This window comes from Lysinibacillus sp. UBA6686 (assembly GCF_002455205.1).
Lineage (GTDB): Bacteria > Bacillota > Bacilli > Bacillales_A > Planococcaceae > Lysinibacillus > Lysinibacillus pakistanensis.
The window spans coordinates 198,704-218,820 of record NZ_DKJS01000085.1 but is presented as its reverse complement, the minus strand read 5'-3'; the positions used below and the strand labels follow the sequence as shown (position 1 = coordinate 218,820).

General features: G+C 37.8%; 23 protein-coding genes. 21 read left to right on the top strand and 2 right to left on the bottom strand.

Annotation, left to right across the window (positions count from 1 at the left end; all coding sequences use genetic code 11):
• The first annotated feature begins 2 nt into the window (after positions 1–2).
• The 17 genes from ruvX to mtnN all read left to right on the top strand — a co-directional run bounded on the left by ruvX (position 3) and on the right by mtnN (position 15,338).
• Positions 3–419: a Holliday junction resolvase RuvX gene (gene ruvX / locus B2R82_RS23975; protein ID WP_283868854.1), complete on the top strand. Its 417-nt coding sequence runs from the start codon at positions 3–5 to the stop codon at positions 417–419.
• Positions 420–438: 19 nt separating this feature from the next.
• A complete protein-coding gene (locus B2R82_RS23970; protein WP_016994165.1) occupies positions 439–747 on the top strand; it encodes a DUF1292 domain-containing protein in 309 nt (102 codons plus the stop codon).
• A gap of 350 nt (positions 748–1,097) precedes the next feature.
• Positions 1,098–1,625, top strand: coding sequence for a DUF1292 domain-containing protein (locus B2R82_RS23965; RefSeq protein WP_286927449.1), 528 nt, complete (start codon positions 1,098–1,100; stop codon positions 1,623–1,625).
• A gap of 457 nt (positions 1,626–2,082) precedes the next feature.
• Positions 2,083–2,892: a MetQ/NlpA family ABC transporter substrate-binding protein gene (locus B2R82_RS23960; RefSeq protein ID WP_286927448.1), complete on the top strand. Its 810-nt coding sequence runs from the start codon at positions 2,083–2,085 to the stop codon at positions 2,890–2,892.
• A gap of 40 nt (positions 2,893–2,932) precedes the next feature.
• A complete protein-coding gene (locus B2R82_RS23955; protein WP_286927447.1) occupies positions 2,933–4,012 on the top strand; it encodes a methionine ABC transporter ATP-binding protein in 1,080 nt (359 codons plus the stop codon).
• Complete coding sequence (locus B2R82_RS23950) at positions 4,005–4,607, top strand: methionine ABC transporter permease (protein WP_376781177.1); 603 nt, start codon at positions 4,005–4,007, stop codon at positions 4,605–4,607. Before B2R82_RS23955 ends, B2R82_RS23950 begins: the two co-directional genes overlap by 8 nt.
• A gap of 14 nt (positions 4,608–4,621) precedes the next feature.
• Positions 4,622–5,458 (top strand): MetQ/NlpA family ABC transporter substrate-binding protein, encoded by an 837-nt coding sequence (locus tag B2R82_RS23945; protein ID WP_286927446.1) that lies wholly within the window; start codon positions 4,622–4,624, stop codon positions 5,456–5,458.
• Positions 5,459–5,473: 15 nt separating this feature from the next.
• Positions 5,474–6,820, top strand: coding sequence for an LLM class flavin-dependent oxidoreductase (locus B2R82_RS23940; protein WP_286927445.1), 1,347 nt, complete (start codon positions 5,474–5,476; stop codon positions 6,818–6,820).
• Positions 6,817–8,004: an acyl-CoA dehydrogenase family protein gene (locus B2R82_RS23935; protein ID WP_286927444.1), complete on the top strand. Its 1,188-nt coding sequence runs from the start codon at positions 6,817–6,819 to the stop codon at positions 8,002–8,004. The genes B2R82_RS23940 and B2R82_RS23935 overlap by 4 nt, the downstream gene beginning before the upstream one ends.
• Positions 8,005–8,157: 153 nt before the next feature.
• Positions 8,158–9,285 carry an endolytic transglycosylase MltG gene (mltG, locus tag B2R82_RS23930; protein ID WP_286927443.1) on the top strand — a complete coding sequence of 376 codons (1,128 nt, stop codon included), beginning with the start codon at positions 8,158–8,160 and terminating at the stop codon, positions 9,283–9,285.
• A gap of 302 nt (positions 9,286–9,587) precedes the next feature.
• Positions 9,588–10,220, top strand: a complete 633-nt coding sequence (locus B2R82_RS23925) for an O-methyltransferase (protein WP_286927442.1) — start codon at positions 9,588–9,590, stop codon at positions 10,218–10,220.
• Between the two features lie 5 nt (positions 10,221–10,225).
• Complete coding sequence (locus tag B2R82_RS23920; protein ID WP_286927441.1) at positions 10,226–11,158, top strand: peptidase U32 family protein; 933 nt, start codon at positions 10,226–10,228, stop codon at positions 11,156–11,158.
• Positions 11,159–11,172: 14 nt separating this feature from the next.
• Positions 11,173–12,453, top strand: a complete 1,281-nt coding sequence (locus B2R82_RS23915) for a peptidase U32 family protein (protein ID WP_286927440.1) — start codon at positions 11,173–11,175, stop codon at positions 12,451–12,453.
• The gene (udk, locus tag B2R82_RS23910) at positions 12,453–13,091 is read left to right on the top strand and encodes a uridine kinase (protein WP_286927439.1); all 639 of its coding nucleotides are present in this window, start codon (positions 12,453–12,455) and stop codon (positions 13,089–13,091) included. Before B2R82_RS23915 ends, udk begins: the two co-directional genes overlap by 1 nt.
• A 184-nt stretch (positions 13,092–13,275) precedes the next feature.
• On the top strand, positions 13,276–13,764 hold the full coding sequence (greA, locus tag B2R82_RS23905) for a transcription elongation factor GreA (protein ID WP_054771081.1): 489 nt from the start codon (positions 13,276–13,278) through the stop codon (positions 13,762–13,764).
• 169 nt (positions 13,765–13,933) lie between these two features.
• Complete coding sequence (locus B2R82_RS23900; RefSeq protein ID WP_286927438.1) at positions 13,934–14,587, top strand: YrrS family protein; 654 nt, start codon at positions 13,934–13,936, stop codon at positions 14,585–14,587.
• Positions 14,588–14,645: 58 nt separating this feature from the next.
• Entirely contained in the window at positions 14,646–15,338 is a 693-nt protein-coding gene (mtnN, locus tag B2R82_RS23895) for a 5'-methylthioadenosine/S-adenosylhomocysteine nucleosidase (protein ID WP_283868839.1), read from the top strand.
• Positions 15,339–15,920: 582 nt separating this feature from the next.
• Here mtnN and sigK read toward each other — a convergent pair.
• Positions 15,921–16,628 carry an RNA polymerase sporulation sigma factor SigK gene (gene sigK, locus B2R82_RS23890; protein WP_283868838.1) on the bottom strand — a complete coding sequence of 236 codons (708 nt, stop codon included), beginning with the start codon at positions 16,626–16,628 and terminating at the stop codon, positions 15,921–15,923.
• Positions 16,629–16,715: 87 nt separating this feature from the next.
• Positions 16,716–17,216 (bottom strand): CDP-diacylglycerol--serine O-phosphatidyltransferase, encoded by a 501-nt coding sequence (gene pssA / locus B2R82_RS23885; protein WP_283872880.1) that lies wholly within the window; start codon positions 17,214–17,216, stop codon positions 16,716–16,718.
• 136 nt (positions 17,217–17,352) lie between these two features.
• Here pssA and B2R82_RS23880 point away from each other — a divergent pair, with 136 nt between their 5' ends.
• The 4 genes from B2R82_RS23880 to B2R82_RS23865 all read left to right on the top strand — a co-directional run.
• Entirely contained in the window at positions 17,353–18,135 is a 783-nt protein-coding gene (locus B2R82_RS23880) for a phosphatidylserine decarboxylase (protein ID WP_286927437.1), read from the top strand.
• Positions 18,136–18,171: 36 nt separating this feature from the next.
• Positions 18,172–18,693 carry a YqeG family HAD IIIA-type phosphatase gene (locus B2R82_RS23875; RefSeq protein WP_286927436.1) on the top strand — a complete coding sequence of 174 codons (522 nt, stop codon included), beginning with the start codon at positions 18,172–18,174 and terminating at the stop codon, positions 18,691–18,693.
• Entirely contained in the window at positions 18,690–19,793 is a 1,104-nt protein-coding gene (gene yqeH, locus B2R82_RS23870; RefSeq protein ID WP_286927435.1) for a ribosome biogenesis GTPase YqeH, read from the top strand. The genes B2R82_RS23875 and yqeH overlap by 4 nt, the downstream gene beginning before the upstream one ends.
• A gap of 30 nt (positions 19,794–19,823) precedes the next feature.
• Positions 19,824–20,117, top strand: a 294-nt coding sequence (locus tag B2R82_RS23865) for a shikimate dehydrogenase family protein (RefSeq protein WP_414674134.1), incomplete at its 3' end; no start/stop codon positions are given.

The following is a 20,117-nucleotide window of genomic DNA, read 5'->3' as shown; positions in this document are numbered from 1 at the left end:
AAATGAGAATTATGGGATTAGACGTTGGGTCAAAAACTGTGGGCGTGGCAATAAGCGATGCACTAGGGTGGACGGCCCAAGGTATTGAAACCGTAAAAATTGATGAAGCAAACGGTGAATTTGGTGTTGAACGAATAGCCGAGCTAGTAAAGGAGTATGCTATAACAGAATTTGTTGTAGGTTATCCGAAAAACATGAATAATACGGTGGGACCACGTGGAGAGGCATCTGAAAACTATAAAAAGCTTTTAGAGGAGACCTTTTCACTGCCAGTAAAGCTTTGGGATGAACGTTTAACGACAATGGCTGCTGAGCGTATGCTAATTGATGCAGATGTTAGTCGCAAAAAACGGAAGCAAGTCATTGATAAAATGGCTGCTGTGATGATCTTACAAGGCTATTTGGATAGCAAAAATTAATTGATGAGGTGACAAGCACATGGCACACGAGCACAACCATGAAGAAGAATTACACGTACAACACATTACAGTGATTGACGAGAACGGGAATGAACAGCTTTGTGAAGTGATTCATGTTCATGAATCGCCTGAATTTGGCAAATCCTACGTATTTTACTCAATGGTAGGAGCAGAAGAAGATGAGGATGGTTCTGTAGAGATTTTCGTTTCTTCATTCGTTCCTTCTGAAAATGGTGAAGACGGCGAGTTAACACCAATCGAAACAGAAGCAGAGTGGGATATGGTAGAAGATGTATTAAATGCTTTAGAGGATGAATACGAAGACTAATCTTCTTTCTTAAAGCTTGGAACAAGGATCGCAACTTGCAGTCCTTGTTCCTTTTTTATTGGGATATGCAGGCGAATGCTCAATATGGAGTGACAGTGATCAAAAATTGCGGGAATTCGGCCTAATACAGTTGGTGAAAGTGGTCAAAAAATAAGGGACGTTCAATATGGCTGTGAAAGCAAGAGAGGTAAGGAGCCGCTTAATCTATTAGAAGTGAAATCGGTTGTAGGAGTAAGGAGTCACTCAATAGTGATTTGAACGTGATCGAAAGAAATATTACCAACAAGCGAAACTTTACCATAGAACTGAATGACCCCTATCTCTCAAAAAAACATAAAGGAGGAAGTTGAATGAATGAAGAAACACAAGAATTTATGATTATCGGTAAGGATGGCAAGGAACAAAAATGCAGGGTCGTTTTTACCTTTGATGCAGAGGAAAAATCATATGTACTATTTTCGTTAATGGACGAAGCGGGTAATGAAATTCCAGGGGATATTTCTGCTATGACATTTGAGTACGATGATAACAATGGAGAAATGACCAATTTAATGCCTGTTGAAACTGAGGCTGAATGGGAAATGATTAATGAGGTCGTGCTGACACTTCTGGACGAATTTCAGGAGGAGCCACAGTTAATTACCGTTACGGATGAGGATGGATTAGATCAAGTCTGCGAGGTTATTCATACATTTTCATCCGACCAATTTGGAAAGTCCTATGTTTTATATGTACCTGTAACCGACGAACCTATTGAGGAACGAGATATTTTTGCGGCGCAATATTTATCTGGTAATGATGGTTCAATAGAGGAATTATTACCAATTGAAACTGATGAGGAATGGACATTTGTTGAAAATATATTGAATGAATTGTAAAACCTCTGAGTGGTTATGAGCCACTCAGAGGTTTTTTATCTTCATTCAGCAGAAGACTCCTACCTCTACAGGCGGTGAGAAAATGCGGTTTTGGTTCCTTTTCAGTAGGTATCCAAACACCTACTGAAATAGCGGAACTCAGTCTAAGAACGCCACGTCCTGTGGCAATTTATCTGTAGCGAAAGCAAAGCGGCAGCTACAATTACGCCAAGGCGAAATTGATATTTAAATAATAGAAATTTTCTATCTATAGTTAAAAAGGTTTCTATCTGCAAATGAAAATTTTGTACTTTCGATTGAATTTAGTGATTTTACGAGAAAAAAGTGCTTTTTCAAAGACTGATTTTCTGAATTTTTGAAAAAATATAGTGAATGAGGTATTGACCAATTCTTAGTAAATGGATAAGATTTGTTTTACATTAAACCAAGTAAATTGATTAGTTAAGGGGGTAATAGTGTGAGAAAAGGTTGGAAATTGCTAATTGGAGCATTGGTTATAGGCTTGCTTGCTGGCTGCACGAGCAAAGGAGAGGAAGGTAAAGAGGAGATTGTCACATTAAAAGTAGGTGCAGCCAATGTTCCTCATGCGGAAGTATTGGAGTATTTAGCAAAAGATATTGAAAAGGATGGAGTGAAACTAGACATTTCCATTATAAAAGATGCTGTGCAAACGAACCAACAAACAGCAGATGGTGAGTTGGATTTTAATTTTTTTCAACATGTGCCGTTTTTAGAGCAAACGAATAAAGAAAGTCATTTAGCTTTAGTCAGTGTAAAAGGGATTCATATTGAGCCATTTGGTGTGTATTCGAAAAAACTAAAGAAAATAAATGATTTGCCACAAAATGCAAAGGTGGCTGTACCAAATGATGTTGTTAATTTTTCTCGAGCATTACTGCTATTTCAAAATAATGGTCTGATTGAATTAGATAAAGCGAAGACGGGTGATTATACAGTTGAGGATATTACGAAAAATCAGAAAAATATTCAATTTATCGGTGTAGATTCTCCATTACTTGTTCGGTCATTAGATGATGTAGACGCATCTGCTATTAATACGAATTACGCTTTAGAAGGGGGCTATAATCCTATGAAGGATGCATTGATTATAGAAGGTTCTGATTCGCCTTATGTCAATATTATTGCCTCGACAAAGGAAAAAAAGGATGATCCAGCTATCCAAACGGTCGTTAAGTGGTTAACAAGTGAAAAGGCGCGTTCTTTCTTTGAAGATCAGTACAAAGGTGCTGTTGTTCCCGCATTTTAAAGTTTAGTAAACAACATACATGTTAAGGAGGTAGACGTGCATGATTGAATTTATTGAAACAACAAAGGAATTTCAGGTAGGAGCATCAACAGTGACGGCCCTAAATCACATCAATTTAACGATTCAGAAGGGCGAAATTTTTGGTGTTATTGGCTTTAGTGGTGCTGGTAAAAGTACCTTAATTCGAACAGTAAATTTACTGGAGGAGCCAACATCTGGACGAGTGCTTGTAAATGGGAAAGAGTTAACTACGCTTACTAGAAGGCAACTTCGAGAGGAGAAGAAAAATATCGGCATGATTTTTCAACATTTTAATCTTCTTCATTCTAAAACTGTATTCGAAAATGTGGCAATGCCTTTAATTATAAGTGGAGTAAAAAAATCGAACTTGGAGGATCAAGTGAAGGAGGTATTAGCATTTGTTGGTTTAACTGACAAAGCTGATCGCTATATTGACGAGCTATCAGGCGGGCAAAAACAAAGAGTCGGCATCGCTAGAGCACTTGTTACCAAACCGACGATTCTCTTATGTGATGAAGCAACGTCTGCTCTTGATCCACAAACGACCAAATCGATTTTAGCGTTACTAAAGAAGGTCAATATTGAGTATGGTATTACGATTTTGATGATTACACATGAAATGGAAGTTATTCGGGATATTTGTCATCGTGTGGCTGTCATGGAAAACGGAAGAATTATTGAGACAGGTAATGTGCTTGAAATTTTTTCTACACCAAGAGAGGAGACAACCAAAAATTTTGTCCAGTCGGTTGTTCGGGATGAAATACCATCTTCTGTTTATGAGCAATTAAAAAGCATAGAAACCTCTAAAAAAATTTACAATTTAAAATTCATTGGAGTAGATGTTGGACAGCCAATTGTCTCACAGGTAGCGAAAAAATTTGCTGTAGATGTCAATGTATTATTTGGCAATATCACAGAATTACAAGGAATTCCATTCGGTCATTTAATAGTAGAGCTTGTTGGTTCTGATAAGGAAATACAAAAAGCATTTCTATTTATTCAGGCTAAAAATATTCAAATAGAGGAGGTAGTTGCACGTGAAAGTGAGCACACAAATTATTATCGAAGCGGTTCTAGATACGCTGTACATGGTTAGCATTTCGTTGTTCTTTGGGGCCATTTTGGGCTTTCTTTTAGGAGTAGTCTTAGTTGTAACAAGAAAAGGGCATATTCTTGAAAATAAATTAATTTTCTCGATTGTTAATCCAATTGTCAATACGCTACGCTCCATTCCGTTCATTATTTTACTTGTTGCAATTATTCCGTTTACACGGTTACTTGTTGGAACGGCAATTGGAACGACAGCTGCCATCGTGCCGCTAGTTTTGCATATAGGGCCTTATATATCAAGATTAATAGAAAATTCATTATTGGAGGTGGATGAGGGCATTATTGAAGCAGCAAAAGCAATGGGAGCCTCCCCATTTCAAATTATACGAAAGTTTCTATTGCCTGAAGCTTTTCCATCTTTAATCCTAAGTGTCACGACTGCAACGATAGGGCTTATTGGCGCGACAGCCATGGCAGGAGCTGTGGGTGGCGGTGGTTTAGGTGATGTTGCCATTACTTACGGCTATCAACGCTTTGATAATGCGACGATTTTGGTAACAGTGATAATTTTAGTTGTCCTTGTACAGATTATTCAAAGCATCGGCAATAGTCTTGAACGAAAAATACGTAGGGTGTCTTAAGGGAGAATGTAAAGATGAAAAAACTTAACTATTTAGTAGGACTTTTTATATTGCTATTTTTACTCGTGGCATGTTCTGCAGCAGATGAAAAGGATACTGTGAAGGTTGGTATTCGTAGCTCAGAATTGAAAACATGGGAATATATCAAGGAACAGGCAAGCAAGGAAGATATTAACCTCGATTTAGTAACATTTTCTGCGCAATATGACCCAAACCAAGCGCTGGTAGAAGGCGAAGTAGATATCAATGCTTTTCAACATGTTGCCTATTTAAATTTATTTAATACAAATAATAACTCGGATTTACAGGCCATTGGCACAACAATAATGGCTCCAATTGGCTTATATTCCAATAAATTTAAATCGCTGGATGAACTAAAAGAAGGTGCAAAAATCGCTGTACCAAATGATCCTTCCAACTGGGGAAGAGCTTTACTACTACTTCAGGAGCATGGACTACTAACAGTAACGGACAATTTTGATGGTAATGGTGGGGAGGATCGAATTAAAGATAATCCAAAAAAAGTAACAATTTTGCCTGTTGATGGTGCGACAACGCCAAGGGTAATGGAGGATGCTGATTTTGCCGTTATTAACAATGGTGTGGCTGTAGAAGCTGGTCTTTTATTGAAAGATGCCATCATTCATGAGAGTGAAACGGCTAAGCCATTTATTAATGTTATCGTGGCAAAGGCAGAAGACAAAAATAATGAAACATTGAAAAAAATAGTGGAAATTTATCAGCGTGATGAAACAGCTAAGTTTATTAAAGAAATATCAAATGGAAACTATATTCCTGTGAAAATGCCACTGAATGAATTAGCAACATGGAAGGATTTCTATTCATATTAGAAAGGGTGTTTAACAATGACTAAGAAAAGAGAAATAAAGCTCGCCCTATATTTAATTGGAGCGGGTATGCATGTTGCTGCATGGAAGCACCCATTTGCACAGGCAAATGCAAGCATCGACATTAAAGCGTTACAAAAAACAGCTCAGATTGCGGAAAAAGGAAAGTTTGATATTGCTTTCGTGGCAGACAGTTTAGCTATTAATCATGAATCCCATCCGCATATTTTAAATCGCTTCGATCCACTCATTCAAATTACGGCTTTAGCTGCAGCAACCACTAAAATTGGACTTGGTGCAACAGCTTCAACTACATACAGTGAGCCATATGTACTAGCAAGACAATTGATGTCCATTGATCATATAAGTAATGGAAGAGTAGCTTGGAATTTAGTGACAACAGCAGATGCTACTGGGGAAACGGCTTTAAATTTCAGCCGTGATAAACATTGGGAGCACGATCACCGCTATGAACGTGCAGAAGAATTTATCGATGTTGTTCAGTCATTATGGGATTCATGGGAGGACGATGCTTTTCTCTATGATCGAGACAATAATATTTTTTATGATCGACATAAAGTGCATGAAACATCATTTAAGGGCAACTATTTATCTGTCAAAGGTCCGTTAAATATTGCTCGTTCTGTTCAGGGGCAGCCTGTAATTGTGGAGGCTGGTGCATCTAAACCAGGCCAACAATTAGCTGCACGTACAGCAGAAGTTGTATTTGTCCATTGGGATAATATTGAAAAATCGAAAGAACACTATCGTCAATTAAAGGCACAGCTTGCTCCATTCGGCCGTACAGAAGAGGAACTTCTCGTTTTACAGGGTATTTCCCCCATTGTAGGTGATACAGAAGAGGAGGCAATTCGTAAATTTAATGAGTTACAGTCATTGATTGACCCTTACGAAAGCTTAAAATTTGTTTCTGGGTATATGGGGAATGTTGACTTTTCAAAGTACTCACTCGATACACCTGCTATCGAAGTGGAATTTCCAGAAGTCAATAGTATTCAAAGTCACTTTTATGAGCACTTAGAGATCATTAAGAAAGAGAATTTAAAGGTTGGCGATTTATATGCACGCCTATTTGGACCTGCAAAGCGTGATGCTTTTGTCGGAACACCGACACAAATTGCAGATGAGATGGAGCGTTGGGTTATAGAGCGAGCAGCAGATGGCTTTATGCTACAGTTTCCATTATTACCACGAGATTTAGAGGATTTTGTTGACAAGGTAGTACCGATTCTACAAGAACGAGGCATTTATCGTAAAGATTATACAGGCACAACGTTAAGAGAGCATTTAGGTTTGAAAAAGCCGCTGAATCGTTTTGCTAAAAGTAAGGTGACAGAAGGATGATTGATATATTTATTCGAAATGAACGAGAGCAAAAACTCGTTCAGTATGCTCAAAATTTAGCCAAGCAAATTGAGAAGACAGCAATTCGATATGATGAAAGTGGTGAATTTCCGTTTGAGCACTTTCAAATTTTAGAGGAGGCAGGTTATTTTCGATTAACAGTGCCAAAAAAATATGGTGGAGAAGAAATTTCTCTCTACGAAATGTTATTAGTACAGGAACAATTAGCTAGAGGGGATGCTTCTACTGCATTGTCAGTTGGCTGGCATTTATTAACGTTTTTGAATGTTCGTGAGGCGAAAACATGGCCAGAGCCTGTATTTGCAGAATTAAGCCGAAAAGCTGTAGAAGAAGGCTCTCGATTAAATATTATTAACAGTGAACGTGGAAAGGGAAATATTTCTCGAGGAAGTTTACCTGGGACGATTGCTAAAAAAGTACCAGGAGGATATCGCATTACTGGTGAAAAGGCATTTGCTTCCTTAGCACCGATTTTAAAACAATTCACCATTATTGCCTATGTAGAAGAAGAAAATTTAACAGCAGAGTTTCTCATTACTAAAAATGAACAAGTAGAGATTGTTGAAACATGGGATGCGATGGGCATGAGGGCGACTGGCAGTCATGATATTATTTTTCATGATACGTTTGTACCAGAAGAAGCATTGCTCTACAGACATCGCCCAAATGAAGTTAATCGCTTCTTAGCTGATGGTCGTGTCTATTCATTAGAAATTCCAGCCGTTTACTTAGGGGTGGCAGGTGCAGCAAGAGATTATGCGATTGAATTTGCGAAAAATACGTATTCATATAGCTTAGAAAATACAATCGCTCATGCTAGTCATGTGCAACAAAAAATCGGCGAAATAGAAGTACTTTATCAAACTGCACGAAGAACTTTGTATAGTATTGCAGCGCAGGTTGAACAAAATCCAGCTCTTAAGGAGCAACTATCGGAGTCTGTTAGTATTGCCAAGTATGTTATTTGTAATAATGCTATCGATATTGTAACAAAAGCCATGCAGGTTGTAGGAGGACGAAGTTTATCGAAGGAAAACAAAATCCAACGCCTATTTAGAGATGTTCAATGTAGCCGTTTTAATCCTCCAGCAGATGATGTGGTTATTACTCAACTTGCGATGGGGTTATTGATCGATAAGAAGCGAGAAACTTTTCAATTATAGTATGAACAGTAAAAGACTTAGATAGAAATTATCTGCCAGCAAAAATAGTTGGCAGATTTTTTTGTGTGTGCCATTTCTACTGAATTATCGATTTCTGTTTGTCGTGAAAGTTGATTTCTAGTATGATATTGGATAGTGATAGGGGGGAAACCCGTGGATAACGGTTCAAAAAAACAAGAAATGTTTTCAAAAATGCAAGAAAGAAAATCTGAGGTAAAAATCGTGAGAAAAATCGTTGCTATTATAGCTATTGTTTTTGTTCTACTATTAGTGATTGTTGGTTTTCTTGGCTACAATTATGTAAAGAGTGCCCTCAAACCAGTAGATCCAGATTCAACGAAAACAATTGCTGTTGAAGTACCAATTGGCTCAAGTTTAAGCTCAATTTCTACCTTATTAGAGAAAAAAGGCGTTATTAAAGATGCTCGTGTATTTAAATACTACGCAAAGTTTAAAAATGAATCTCAGTTCCAGGCAGGAAATTATGATTTAACAAAGGCCATGACGTTAGATGAGCTAATCGAAAGCTTAAAAACAGGAAAGGTATATCGGAAGCCAGTCTTTACGATGACAATTCCTGAAGGCCTAACGCTTGAACAAATTGGTAATATTGTGGAGAAGAAAACGCCATATACACAAAAGGAATTTATGGATTTAGTAACAAGTGATGCATTTGTTCAAAAGATGATGGCTAACTATCCTGAGCTTGTGACAGATGCAGTGTTAGCTGATAATATTCGCTATGATTTAGAGGGTTATCTTTTCCCTGCAACTTATTCTTATTTTGAAGAAAAGCCATCATTGGAATCAATTGTAGAAGAAATGATTGGGGCAATGGATAAGGTTGTGAAGAATTACAGTGATTTACTTGCAGAAAAACAGATGTCTGTACATCAATTAGTAACATTTGCTTCATTGCTAGAGGAAGAAGCTACTGCTCAAACAGATCGAGAAACTATTGCAAGTGTGTTTTATAATCGTCTAGATGAGGGAATGCCACTTCAAACAGATCCAACTGTTTTATATGCACTTGGCTCTCATAAGAATCGAGTGCTATATGAAGATTTAGAGGTAGAAAATGCTTACAATACTTATAAAAACAAAGGTCTACCACCTGGTCCAATTGCAGGAGCAGGGAAGTCTTCTATTGAAGCAGCACTGAATCCAAGCAGCACAAATTATCTCTACTTCCTAGCTGATAAAGAGGGTGTAAATCACTTCTCTAAAACCTATGATGAACATTTGCAAAAGGTGGAAAAATATTTACGTAAGCCAGAGTAATGACTCAAAATAGAAAAAGTATATAGTATTCCAATGGATAGAAGGAAAGAAAAATAGCTTTCCTTCTATTTTCGTGCTATTATAAATTGTGATTTTTGATAAATCCACATACGGTCAGAACTTTCATGCTGGATAATATACGTGGTGGCAATTGTTTTGAGCATAAAGAAACAATTGCTCATTTTTGTATGGCGAAGTACCAAGACATCACGTTTGGTCTTTTTCTTTTTGCTGTAAATGAATGATGAAGTACGGACAACAAGTGAGGGCTTGTTGCCTTTTAAATGAGGGTGGATTTAACAATGGGATTATCAGATGCATATATACAATCATTTATTCAACCACGTAATGAACTGCTTTTAGAAATGGAAGCATTCGCGGAGGAGAATCATGTACCGATTATGCAGCTTGCAGGTATCGATGCACTGAATCAACTGCTACGTATTCAAAATCCGTCAAAAATTTTAGAAATTGGTACTGCTATCGGTTATTCTGCACTAAGAATGGCAGAGGCTTTACCAAATGTGAATATCGTGACAATAGAGCGTGATCCAGAGCGTGTGACAAGAGCTAAAGCTTATATTAAACGTTCAGCCGTATCTGATCGGATTACAGTCATTGAAGGAGACGCTTTAGAGGTAGACGATGAGGCTATTCAAACAATATTTGATGCAGTTTTTATCGATGCAGCAAAGGGACAATATCAGCGCTTTTTTGAAAAATATGCCCCACTAGTGAAATCAGGTGGAGTCTTGTATATCGATAATATGTACATGCATGGTTTATCTGATTTAGATTTGAAGGATGTCCCACGTCGTAAACGTACGATGATTCGCAATTTAAAAAACTTCACGGAATGGATAATGCAGCATCCTGATTATACAAGTGCTTTTTTACCAGTCGGTGATGGTTTATTACTATGTTTGAAGAGGTGACTACTATGAAAAAACCGGAATTGCTTGTGACACCACAATCATTAGAGCATATAAAAGCACTTTTAGAAGCTGGAGCAGATGCTTTTGTAATTGGTGAACAACAATTTGGTCTACGTCTAGCAGGAGAATTCTCTGTTGATGAAGTGGAAGAAGCAACAAAGCTTATTCACGCAGCAGGTAAAAAGGTCTATGTGGCAGTCAATGCACTTTTCCATAATGAAAAGATAGATGCACTTGCTGACTATTTAAAAGAAATGCAACGAATTGGTGTGGATCGTTTAATTTTTGGCGACCCAGCCGTATTAATTATTCGTCGTGAGCAAGGAGTAACGATTCCATTACATTGGAACCCTGAGACAACTGCCACAAACTGGTTTACAGCAAACTATTGGGGGAAACGCGGCGCAACTCGTGCAGTGCTTGCTCGTGAACTTTCGTTAGATGAAGTGTTGGAAATAAAAGAGAATGCTGAATTAGAGATTGAAGTACAAGTTCATGGCATGACATGTATGTTCCAATCGAAGCGCCCACTACTCGGCCATTATTTCTTATATCAAGATAAAGTAATGGAAATTGAAAATCGTAAAGAAAATCGTAATATGTTCCTACATGATGATGAGCGTAATAATAAGTATCCTATTTATGAAGATGTAAATGGCACGCATATTTTCAGTCCAAATGATATGTGTGTTATTGATGAGCTTGGCGAATTATTTGAGGGTGGCATTGATGCTCTGAAAATTGAGGGTGTTCTGCAAACACCAGAATATGTGGTGACAGTGACAGAAGCCTACCGCAAAGCCATAGATGCTTATTTTGATGAATCAGAAGAAGCATATGAAGAGATAAAAGATGATTTATTTGCAAAAATTGAAGAAATTCAGCCAGCTATCAGACCATTAGACACAGGCTTTATCTTCAAGGAAACAGTTTACTAAGAGGGGGCAAGAACATGGCATTAGCGTTAGCACAAAATGACAAAATCCGTGAAATTGTCGACGGTAAACGTGTCATTACAAAAAAACCTGAGCTACTTGCCCCAGCAGGTAGCTTAGAGAAATTAAAAATTGCTGTTCATTATGGGGCCGATGCTGTATTTATCGGTGGCCAAGAGTTTGGTTTACGTTCAAACGCAGATAACTTTTCTATTGAGGAAATGCGTGAGGGAGTAGAATTCGCCAATAAATACGGTGCGAAAATCTATGTTACAACAAATATTTTTGCCCACAATGAAAATATGGATGGCTTAGAGCAGTATTTAAAGGATATTGAATCTGCAGGTGTGACAGGCATTATTGTAGCGGACCCTCTAATTATTGAAACATGCCGCTCAGCTGCACCAAAGCTTGAAATTCACCTTTCCACACAGCAATCGCTTTCAAATTGGAAAGCGGTACAGTATTGGAAAGAGGAAGGCTTACATCGTGTAGTGTTAGCCCGTGAAGTAGGCGGCGAGGAAATGCAGCTAATGAAGGAAAAGGTTGATATTGAAATTGAGGCATTCGTACATGGGGCAATGTGTATCGCTTATTCTGGTCGTTGTGTGCTTTCAAATCATATGACTGCTCGTGACTCCAACCGAGGTGGTTGCTGCCAATCTTGTCGTTGGGACTACGATTTATATGAATTAGAAGATGGCGAAGAAAAAGCGCTGTTTGATGACAATCATGCACCTTTTGCTATGAGTCCAAAAGACTTAAAATTAATCGAGGCCATTCCTCACATGATTGAGCTTGGCATTGATTCGTTAAAAGTGGAAGGTCGTATGAAATCGATTCACTATGTGGCAACAGTTGTTTCCGTGTATCGCAAAGTAATTGATGCCTATTGTGCTGATCCTGATAATTTTAAAATTAAACGTGAATGGCTAGAGGAGTTAGATAAATGTGCCAACCGTGATACGGCCGAAGCATTTTTCCACGATGCACCTGGTTTCGAGGAGCAAATGTTTGGTGTTCATGGCCGTAAAACAACCTATGAATTTGCTGGTTTAATTTTAGATCATGATCCAGAGACAAAAATTGTCACAATGCAGCAACGAAATTATTTTAAGCCTGGCGATGAAGTAGAATTCTTCGGCCCTGAAATCGAAAACTTCTGTTTAACAATGGGAGAAATATGGGATGAGGACGGTAATAGCTTAGATGCAGCCCGTCATCCACTGCAAATTGTTACATTTAAATGTGATACACCATTAAAACCGCATAACATGATGCGAAAGGAGAATAATTAATGGCAACGAAGCGTCCAGTCGTCATCGGAATCGCTGGTGGCTCATGCTCAGGTAAGACGAGTGTGACACATGCTATTTATGATGTTTTCCGAGATCATTCAGTGGTTGTAATTGAACAAGATTTTTACTATAAGGATCAAAGTCATTTAACGTTTGAGGAACGTTTAGGTACGAACTATGATCATCCGTTAGCATTTGATAATGATTTGTTAATTAAACACATAAAAAAGTTGTTGTCTCGTCAATCTATCGAAAAGCCAGTATACGATTATGTACAGCATACAAGAGCAAAAGAGGTTATTCATGTAGAGCCTGTAGATGTAATTATACTAGAAGGTATTTTAGTGCTAGAGGACGCAGATTTACGTGATTTAATGGACATAAAATTATTTGTTGATACGGACTCAGATTTACGAATTATCCGTCGTATCATGCGTGATATAAAGGAACGTGGACGTACAACAGATTCTGTCATCGACCAATATTTAACGGCCGTTCGTCCAATGCATAATCTATTTATTGAACCAACAAAACGTTATGCTGATATCATTATTCCAGAAGGTGGGGATAATGAGGTTGCCATTGATTTAATGGTCACGAAAATTAAAACTATTCTTGAAACTGACAACGTATTGTAATAAGATAGAGTGGTATTGACAATATTTACATGCTTATCGGTGCATATTTCTGAAAAGCATGCATACTATTAGGTCAAAGCGTAATTTGAAAACGTTTAAAAATAATAAAATTCGACTAAATGTATTTATAGGCATTTAGTCGAGTTTTATGTTTTTATATTGATGAAATAAGGAGTGAAGGACTTTGGCAAATGAAAAACAATACCCAATGACTGCTGAGGGTAAACGAAAATTAGAAGAAGAATTAGTGAAATTAGAAACGGAAACACGTAAGGAAATCGTTGAGCGTATTAAAATTGCCCGTGATTTCGGAGATCTTTCAGAAAATGCTGAGTATGATTCAGCAAAAGAAGAACAAGCCTTTCTAGAAGGACGCATTTCTACCTTAAAATCAATGATTCGTAACGCGGTGATTATTTCTGAGGATGAAACTGACAACAGTGTAGTATCACTAGGGAAAACGGTTACATTTGTAGAAATCATTAATGGTAAACCATCGACTGAAGAGGAATCATATACTATTGTAGGTTCAGCTGAAGCCGATCCAATGGAATTCCGCATCTCTAATGAATCCCCAATCGCAAAAGGCCTACTTGGCCGTGCTGAAGGGGAAGAGGTTGTTGTACAAACACCAGGCGGTGAAATGAAAGTTAAGATTCTTTCTATAAAATAATTATATATTTTTTGTACAAGCAGTTAACTTCTCTTCTAATAAGAAAGTTAACTGCTTTTAATTTACAAAGACTTAATATGCTGCAGGATATAGAAAATAAAAAAGACACAAATATTTTGCATGTGCTGTCGAAATTGATAAAATATTGGCTAGAGAGGGGGAGAATTTCATGAGTGAACGACAAACTCGAAGCAGTCGTCATTTGCAGCCATCTCATAATAAAAAGCTAGATAAACTATTGAATGTATTAATTGGTATAGTTGTAGTATTAATTATTATCACAGCTACCTATGTGTTTAAATGGCAAGATGACGCAGAAAAAGCCGTGAAAGATGAGCCGAAACAAGAGCAAAAGAATGATAGTAAGCAGGTTGAGGAAGAGCCTTCGCCTTCTAAAGAGGAAAATAAGGATGCTACCACAGATGAACCTTCAAAGGAAGAACCTATCGAAGAAGAAATAGTATCTGAACAGGACAAACCTCAGGAAACTACGTCTGATAATCCGATTGTAGATAAGGTTGTGACGAATAAAAACTGGAAACCTACACCTACGACACAAACAGGTCAGCATGTATCTTCATACGATGTTAAATCTGTTGACTGGGCAGAAAAGGTGGCAACAATTACAACTGCAACAGGCATTGAAAAGGACAACATGATTATTTGGCGTATTCAAAATAACGGGAGCGCTAACACCGCTATAGCAACTGTTTCCACAAATGATAAAACAGCAATGTATAGAGTTAGTATGGAATGGATTGATCAAGAGGGCTGGTTACCAGTAAAACTCGAGCAGTTAAATACATTAAATGGCGCCTATTGACGAAAATAACTCTTTTGTTTATTTTTAATAGAGTATAAAGAAGGGAAGAAACAAATCTATGAAAATTGCAGTAATTGGCGCAATGGAAGAAGAAGTAGAGCTACTACGAGCATCATTAGAAGATGGGAAAAGTACAACAATTGCAGGTAGTGAATATACAACAGGAATCTATGATGGCAAAGAGGTTGTGTTATTAAAAAGTGGCATTGGTAAAGTAAATGCTGCCATGTCAACTACGATTCTCCTACATGAATTCCAACCAGATGTAGTCATTAATACAGGCTCTGCTGGAGGCTATGATGAGTCACTTGAGGTAGGAGCAGTTGTCATTTCAGACGAGGTTCGTCATCATGATGTGGATGTAACAATTTTCGGCTACGAGATTGGTCAGATGGCTGGCATGCCGGCAGCTTACAAGTCAGATGAGAAGCTAATGAAAGTGGCTGAAGAGGCTGTAAAGGCAGTTGGAGAGCATCAATTTGGTATTGGCTTAATTTGCTCAGGAGATGCTTTTATGAATGATCCTGTACGTGTAGAAGCTGTCCGTCATCATTTCCCTCAAATGAAGGCAGTTGAAATGGAGGCAGCAGCTGTTGCACAAGTATGCTATCAGTTCGGGACACCATTTGTTGTAATCCGTGCTTTATCAGATATCGCAGGGAAAGAATCCAATATTAGCTTCGATGAATTTTTACCTGTAGCTGCAAAACATTCAACACAAATTGTTTTAAAAGCGATTGAAATGATATAAGTTATTTGATGACTGAGTAGTCTCAGTCTCATAAGAGTGAGATGCATTACACCTCAGTATAATTGCGTCCGGATTTTTAGAGCCCAAAAAGCTCCTCTTCAAAATCCATGACATCCGCCAGGGGGCTTTGGGCACTGCTGAATGAAGATAAATTACACATAATCGACACAATGTACAATTAGTAGTGTGAGAAAAATCACAGTTAAAAAATTTTATGGATGCTACACTGTCATTAATTAAATCTCTTCAAATGATTGGGAGGTATTCATAATGTTATTTTTAACAGCTGGTGTAGTTATTATTACAACTTTACTCGGTTCACTTATTTCAGCAGAGCTCTCAGAAACTATATAGGAATATGAAAAAAGCTTCCTTGCGATATTTTTTATCGCAAGGAGGTTTTTTCGATATAAGGGTGTTAAAATTATTCAGAAGATTTATATACATATTTTTGCCTTCCTTCGTAATATGTTTTCTAAAAAATCGATTTTATGATTGGTAGTTGTAACAAAAAATACAAGAATACTAGTCGTGCATATCGTAGATTTTATTGCTATTTTTGATACATCAATTTACAATAAATTATTCAATGGTCTTTTGGTCTCGTTTATACAATTGATATAGTTTGATTAGTGCCCGCTTCTCAATACGCGACACATAGCTACGTGAAATATTTAAGCGTGCTGCAATTTCCTTTTGGGTAAGAGCATCCTGTTGATTTAAGCCATAGCGAAGTGTCACAATTTCAAGTTCACGTTCGTCAAGCATGTGTAAATAATGATAGAGCTGTGCAACATGTTCCTTATGCTCAATTTTTTCTGTGGCACTTTCTTCATCACACTGCAGAAGATCACGAATTTGTAGCGCATTGCCATCTTTGTCAGTACCGATTGGCTCAAATAAGGAAACATCCTTTTGCACCTTTTTCTGTGTCCGTAAATGCATTAATATTTCATTTTCAATACAGCGGGCAGCGTAAGTGGCAAGACGGGTTTTTTTGTCGGGAGTATAGCTTTCTACAGCTTTCATAAGCCCAATAGTGCCGATGGAAATATAATCATCAAGCTGTTCATGCTTTGGGTGGAATTTCTTCACAACGTGTGCGACAAGTCTCATATTGCGTTCAATTAGGTCAAGACGTGCCTGCTCATCACCGCCTAAAAATCGTTCAATACAAGCAGCTTCCTCTTCTTTTGAAAAGGGTTTATGGAATGTTTGCCCCTTTAAATAACCAAGTAGCGCTGGGATTTCAAGCCATAACTGCAACATAGATGTAAAAATTCCGCTCATTGAATGATTTCATCCTTTCCCCATTTTTCGACAGTATATGTTAGGGAACTGTGTTAAATGAAAAAAAGTGCAACAGCAAATGTGCTGTTACACTTTTTTTAACGTGAATGTACTAATCATCAATAGAGCTAGTATTGGAAAAAGGAAAAGATAAAATGCCGGGTGGAACGCAGTAGATGCAAAATACGTTAAAGTTAAGAGAGTACCTGCAGCTGTAATTGGTAACCCTGTAAAATAGCCGTTTGCTTCACTAATATTAAAGCGAGCTAATCTCATCGCACCACAGACGATATACAGTACGGTCATCATCATGCCGACGAAACCAAAGTCTACTAATACCACTTCATACATTAATAATGCAGGCGCTACACCAAATGATATAATATCACTCATAGAGTCTAACTGTTTACCTAAATCAGACACTTGTCCGAGAGCTCTAGCTACCTTCCCATCATAACGATCTAGAAGGGCAGCAATAAAGATAAATAAGACACTGTAGCTATAGTATTCATGTAATGTAGCCATTATGGCTGCGCCACCAAAGGACATATTACTGATTGTAATGAAGTTTGCTGCTTGCGATTTCATTTTCTTAACCGTGGTATCCACCAACTTGTGATAAAAAAACAAGGGGGATCACTCCTTTACACTTAAGATATTGTACCATTATACTTCGAATGCGAAAAAATTGACAGTCTAAATTAATCGATAGGGGTTTTGTTTTATGAAAGAAAAATTATATCAACGCTTGATTGAATTAACAAATGGCAAGCAATCCTCTCAACTTTTACAAACGATTGCAAAAGCTAAGTGGAGTAAACGTATAATCCCTAGCTATATGAAGGTATACGATATTAACCTTGAAGAAGTTTCAAAAAAACCACAACAATTTTCAAGTTTACATGATTTTTTTACAAGGGAGCTTTTGGAACATGTCAGACCCATTGAACAAAATCCAACTACCTACACGAGCCCTGTTGATGCGAAGGTGGAATCCTTTGGTCGTATCGAATGGGATATGACATTTCTTGTAAAGGGGAAGCCGTATGCTTTACAAGATTTACTTGGCAATAAAGAACGTGCTGCACAGTATGCTGATGGCCATTATATTGTGTTTTACCTAAGTCCTGCTGACTATCATCGGATTCATAGCCCTATTGATGGATTAGTGCTAAGACAATATACACTTGGACAAAAATCGTATCCTGTAAATCAGCTTGGACTTTCCTATGGAAAAAAACCAATTTCACATAATTATCGTCAAGTAACAGAGCTGAAGGTGGCTAATAATCAGCAGGTAGCGTTTATTAAGGTGGGTGCAACTTTTGTCAACTCTATAGTCCTTACAAACACTACAACACAGTGGCGTAAAGGTGAAGAAGTAGGCTATTTTTCATTTGGCTCAACGGTCGTCATGTTATTTGAAAAAGGAGCAATTGAATTTACGGACAATGTAGTGCAGGGATGCCCAATTCGAATGGGTGAAGCCTTTGCAAATATGCTATAATGGTCGAATAATACGTTTAGATTAGGGGTCGCTATTTTGTATAATTTTTTATTACCAGATGAATTTGTGACGAGTATTTTTGAAATTACACCAGAAAAGCTTCAAGACTTAGGCATTAAAGGTATTATTACAGATTTAGATAATACGCTTGTGGAATGGGATCGTGCTGATGCAACGGAAGAGCTTATTATTTGGCTTCGTATCATGAAGGAATCAGGTATTCGTGTTATTATTGCGTCCAATAATAATGAAGCACGTGTAAAGCATTTTGCTGAGCCATTAGGTATACCTTATATCCATAAGGCAAAAAAACCATTTCGTAATGCCTTTTATAGTGCCATTGTTCAATTAGGGCTACGTCCGAATGAGGTAGTTATGGTAGGAGATCAACTATTAACGGATGTCATGGGCGCTAATCGCTTAGGCTTGCATACAGTACTTGTCAAACCTGTGGCACAATCTGATGGGCTCGTAACAAAATTCAATCGATTTATTGAACGACGCGTGTTCAATGATTTAAAACGAAAAGGAATTATGACTTGGGAGGAAAAAGAATGAACGAAATGCCAAATTGTATTGGCTGTGGTACTACAATTCAAACAGAAGATAAAACAGCAGTTGGGTATGCCCCTCCATCATCATTAGAAAAAGACGTGGTCATTTGCCAACGTTGCTTCCGTTTGAAAAACTATAATGAAATTCAACCAGTGTCATTAACAGATGACGACTTTTTACGCATTCTTAACGGTCTTGGAGCACAGAAAGGCTTAATCGTAAAAATTGTTGATATTTTCGACTTTAACGGGAGCTGGCTACCAGGACTTCACCGTTTTGTTGGGAAAAATCCTGTGTTATTAGTCGCGAATAAGGCTGACTTATTACCGAAATCAGTAAAACCAAAAAAAGTAATTAATTGGTTGAAACGGGAGGCAAAGGCTCTTGGTCTGCAACCTATCGATGTACTTTTAGTCAGTGCCCATAAAGGTAAAGGAATGGCTGAAGCAATGGAAGCCATTGACGAATACCGAAATGGGCAAAATGTTTATGTTGTAGGTTGTACAAATGTTGGAAAATCCACGTTCATTAATCGCATCATTAAACAGGCTACAGGTGAGGGTGAAGTGATTACTACTTCTCATTTCCCAGGGACAACTTTGGACATGATTGAAATTCCATTAGATGATGGTAGTGCATTATATGACACACCAGGGATTATTAATCATCATCAGATGGCACACCATATTGATGCAAGTGAATTAAAATATATAATGCCGAAAAAAGAAATAAAGCCGAAAGTATACCAACAAAACGCTGGACAAACTTTATTTATTGGCGCACTTGCACGTTTTGACTTTATTCAGGGAGAACGTTCAGCATTCACGGTCCATGTAGCTAATGATTTACCAATACACCGAACAAAGCTTGAGAAGGCAGATACATTGTATGCAGAGCATAAGGGTGAATTGCTGGCACCTCCAACTGCTGAATTTATAGAACAGCTACCGCCATTAGTGCGTCATGAGTTCTCTATCAAAGAAGCGAAAACAGATGTTGTATTCTCTGGTCTTGGATGGATTACTGTACAGCATGCCAATGTAGTTGTAGCAGCTTATGCACCAAAAGGTGTACAAGTTTCAATTCGCCCATCACTAATTTAGGGTATACAAGTAGAGAAGAGGGACTAGGAAATGAAGAAATGGTTTGCGGTTATGGGTGATCCTATTGAACACTCAAAATCACCAGCGATGCACAATGCTTGGTTTAGGGAGATGTCGATAGATGCCACATATATTCCAGTGCATGTATCATCTGAAAGCCTAGAATCTGCAGTTGCGGGTTTGAAAACGTTAGGTGCAAGTGGCTGGAACGTTACAATTCCACATAAAACAGCAATCATTCCCTACTTAGATGAGCTAGATGAGTTAGCGGAAAAAATGGGTGCTGTAAATACAGTTGTTCGAACAAAGGAAGGTACATTAAAA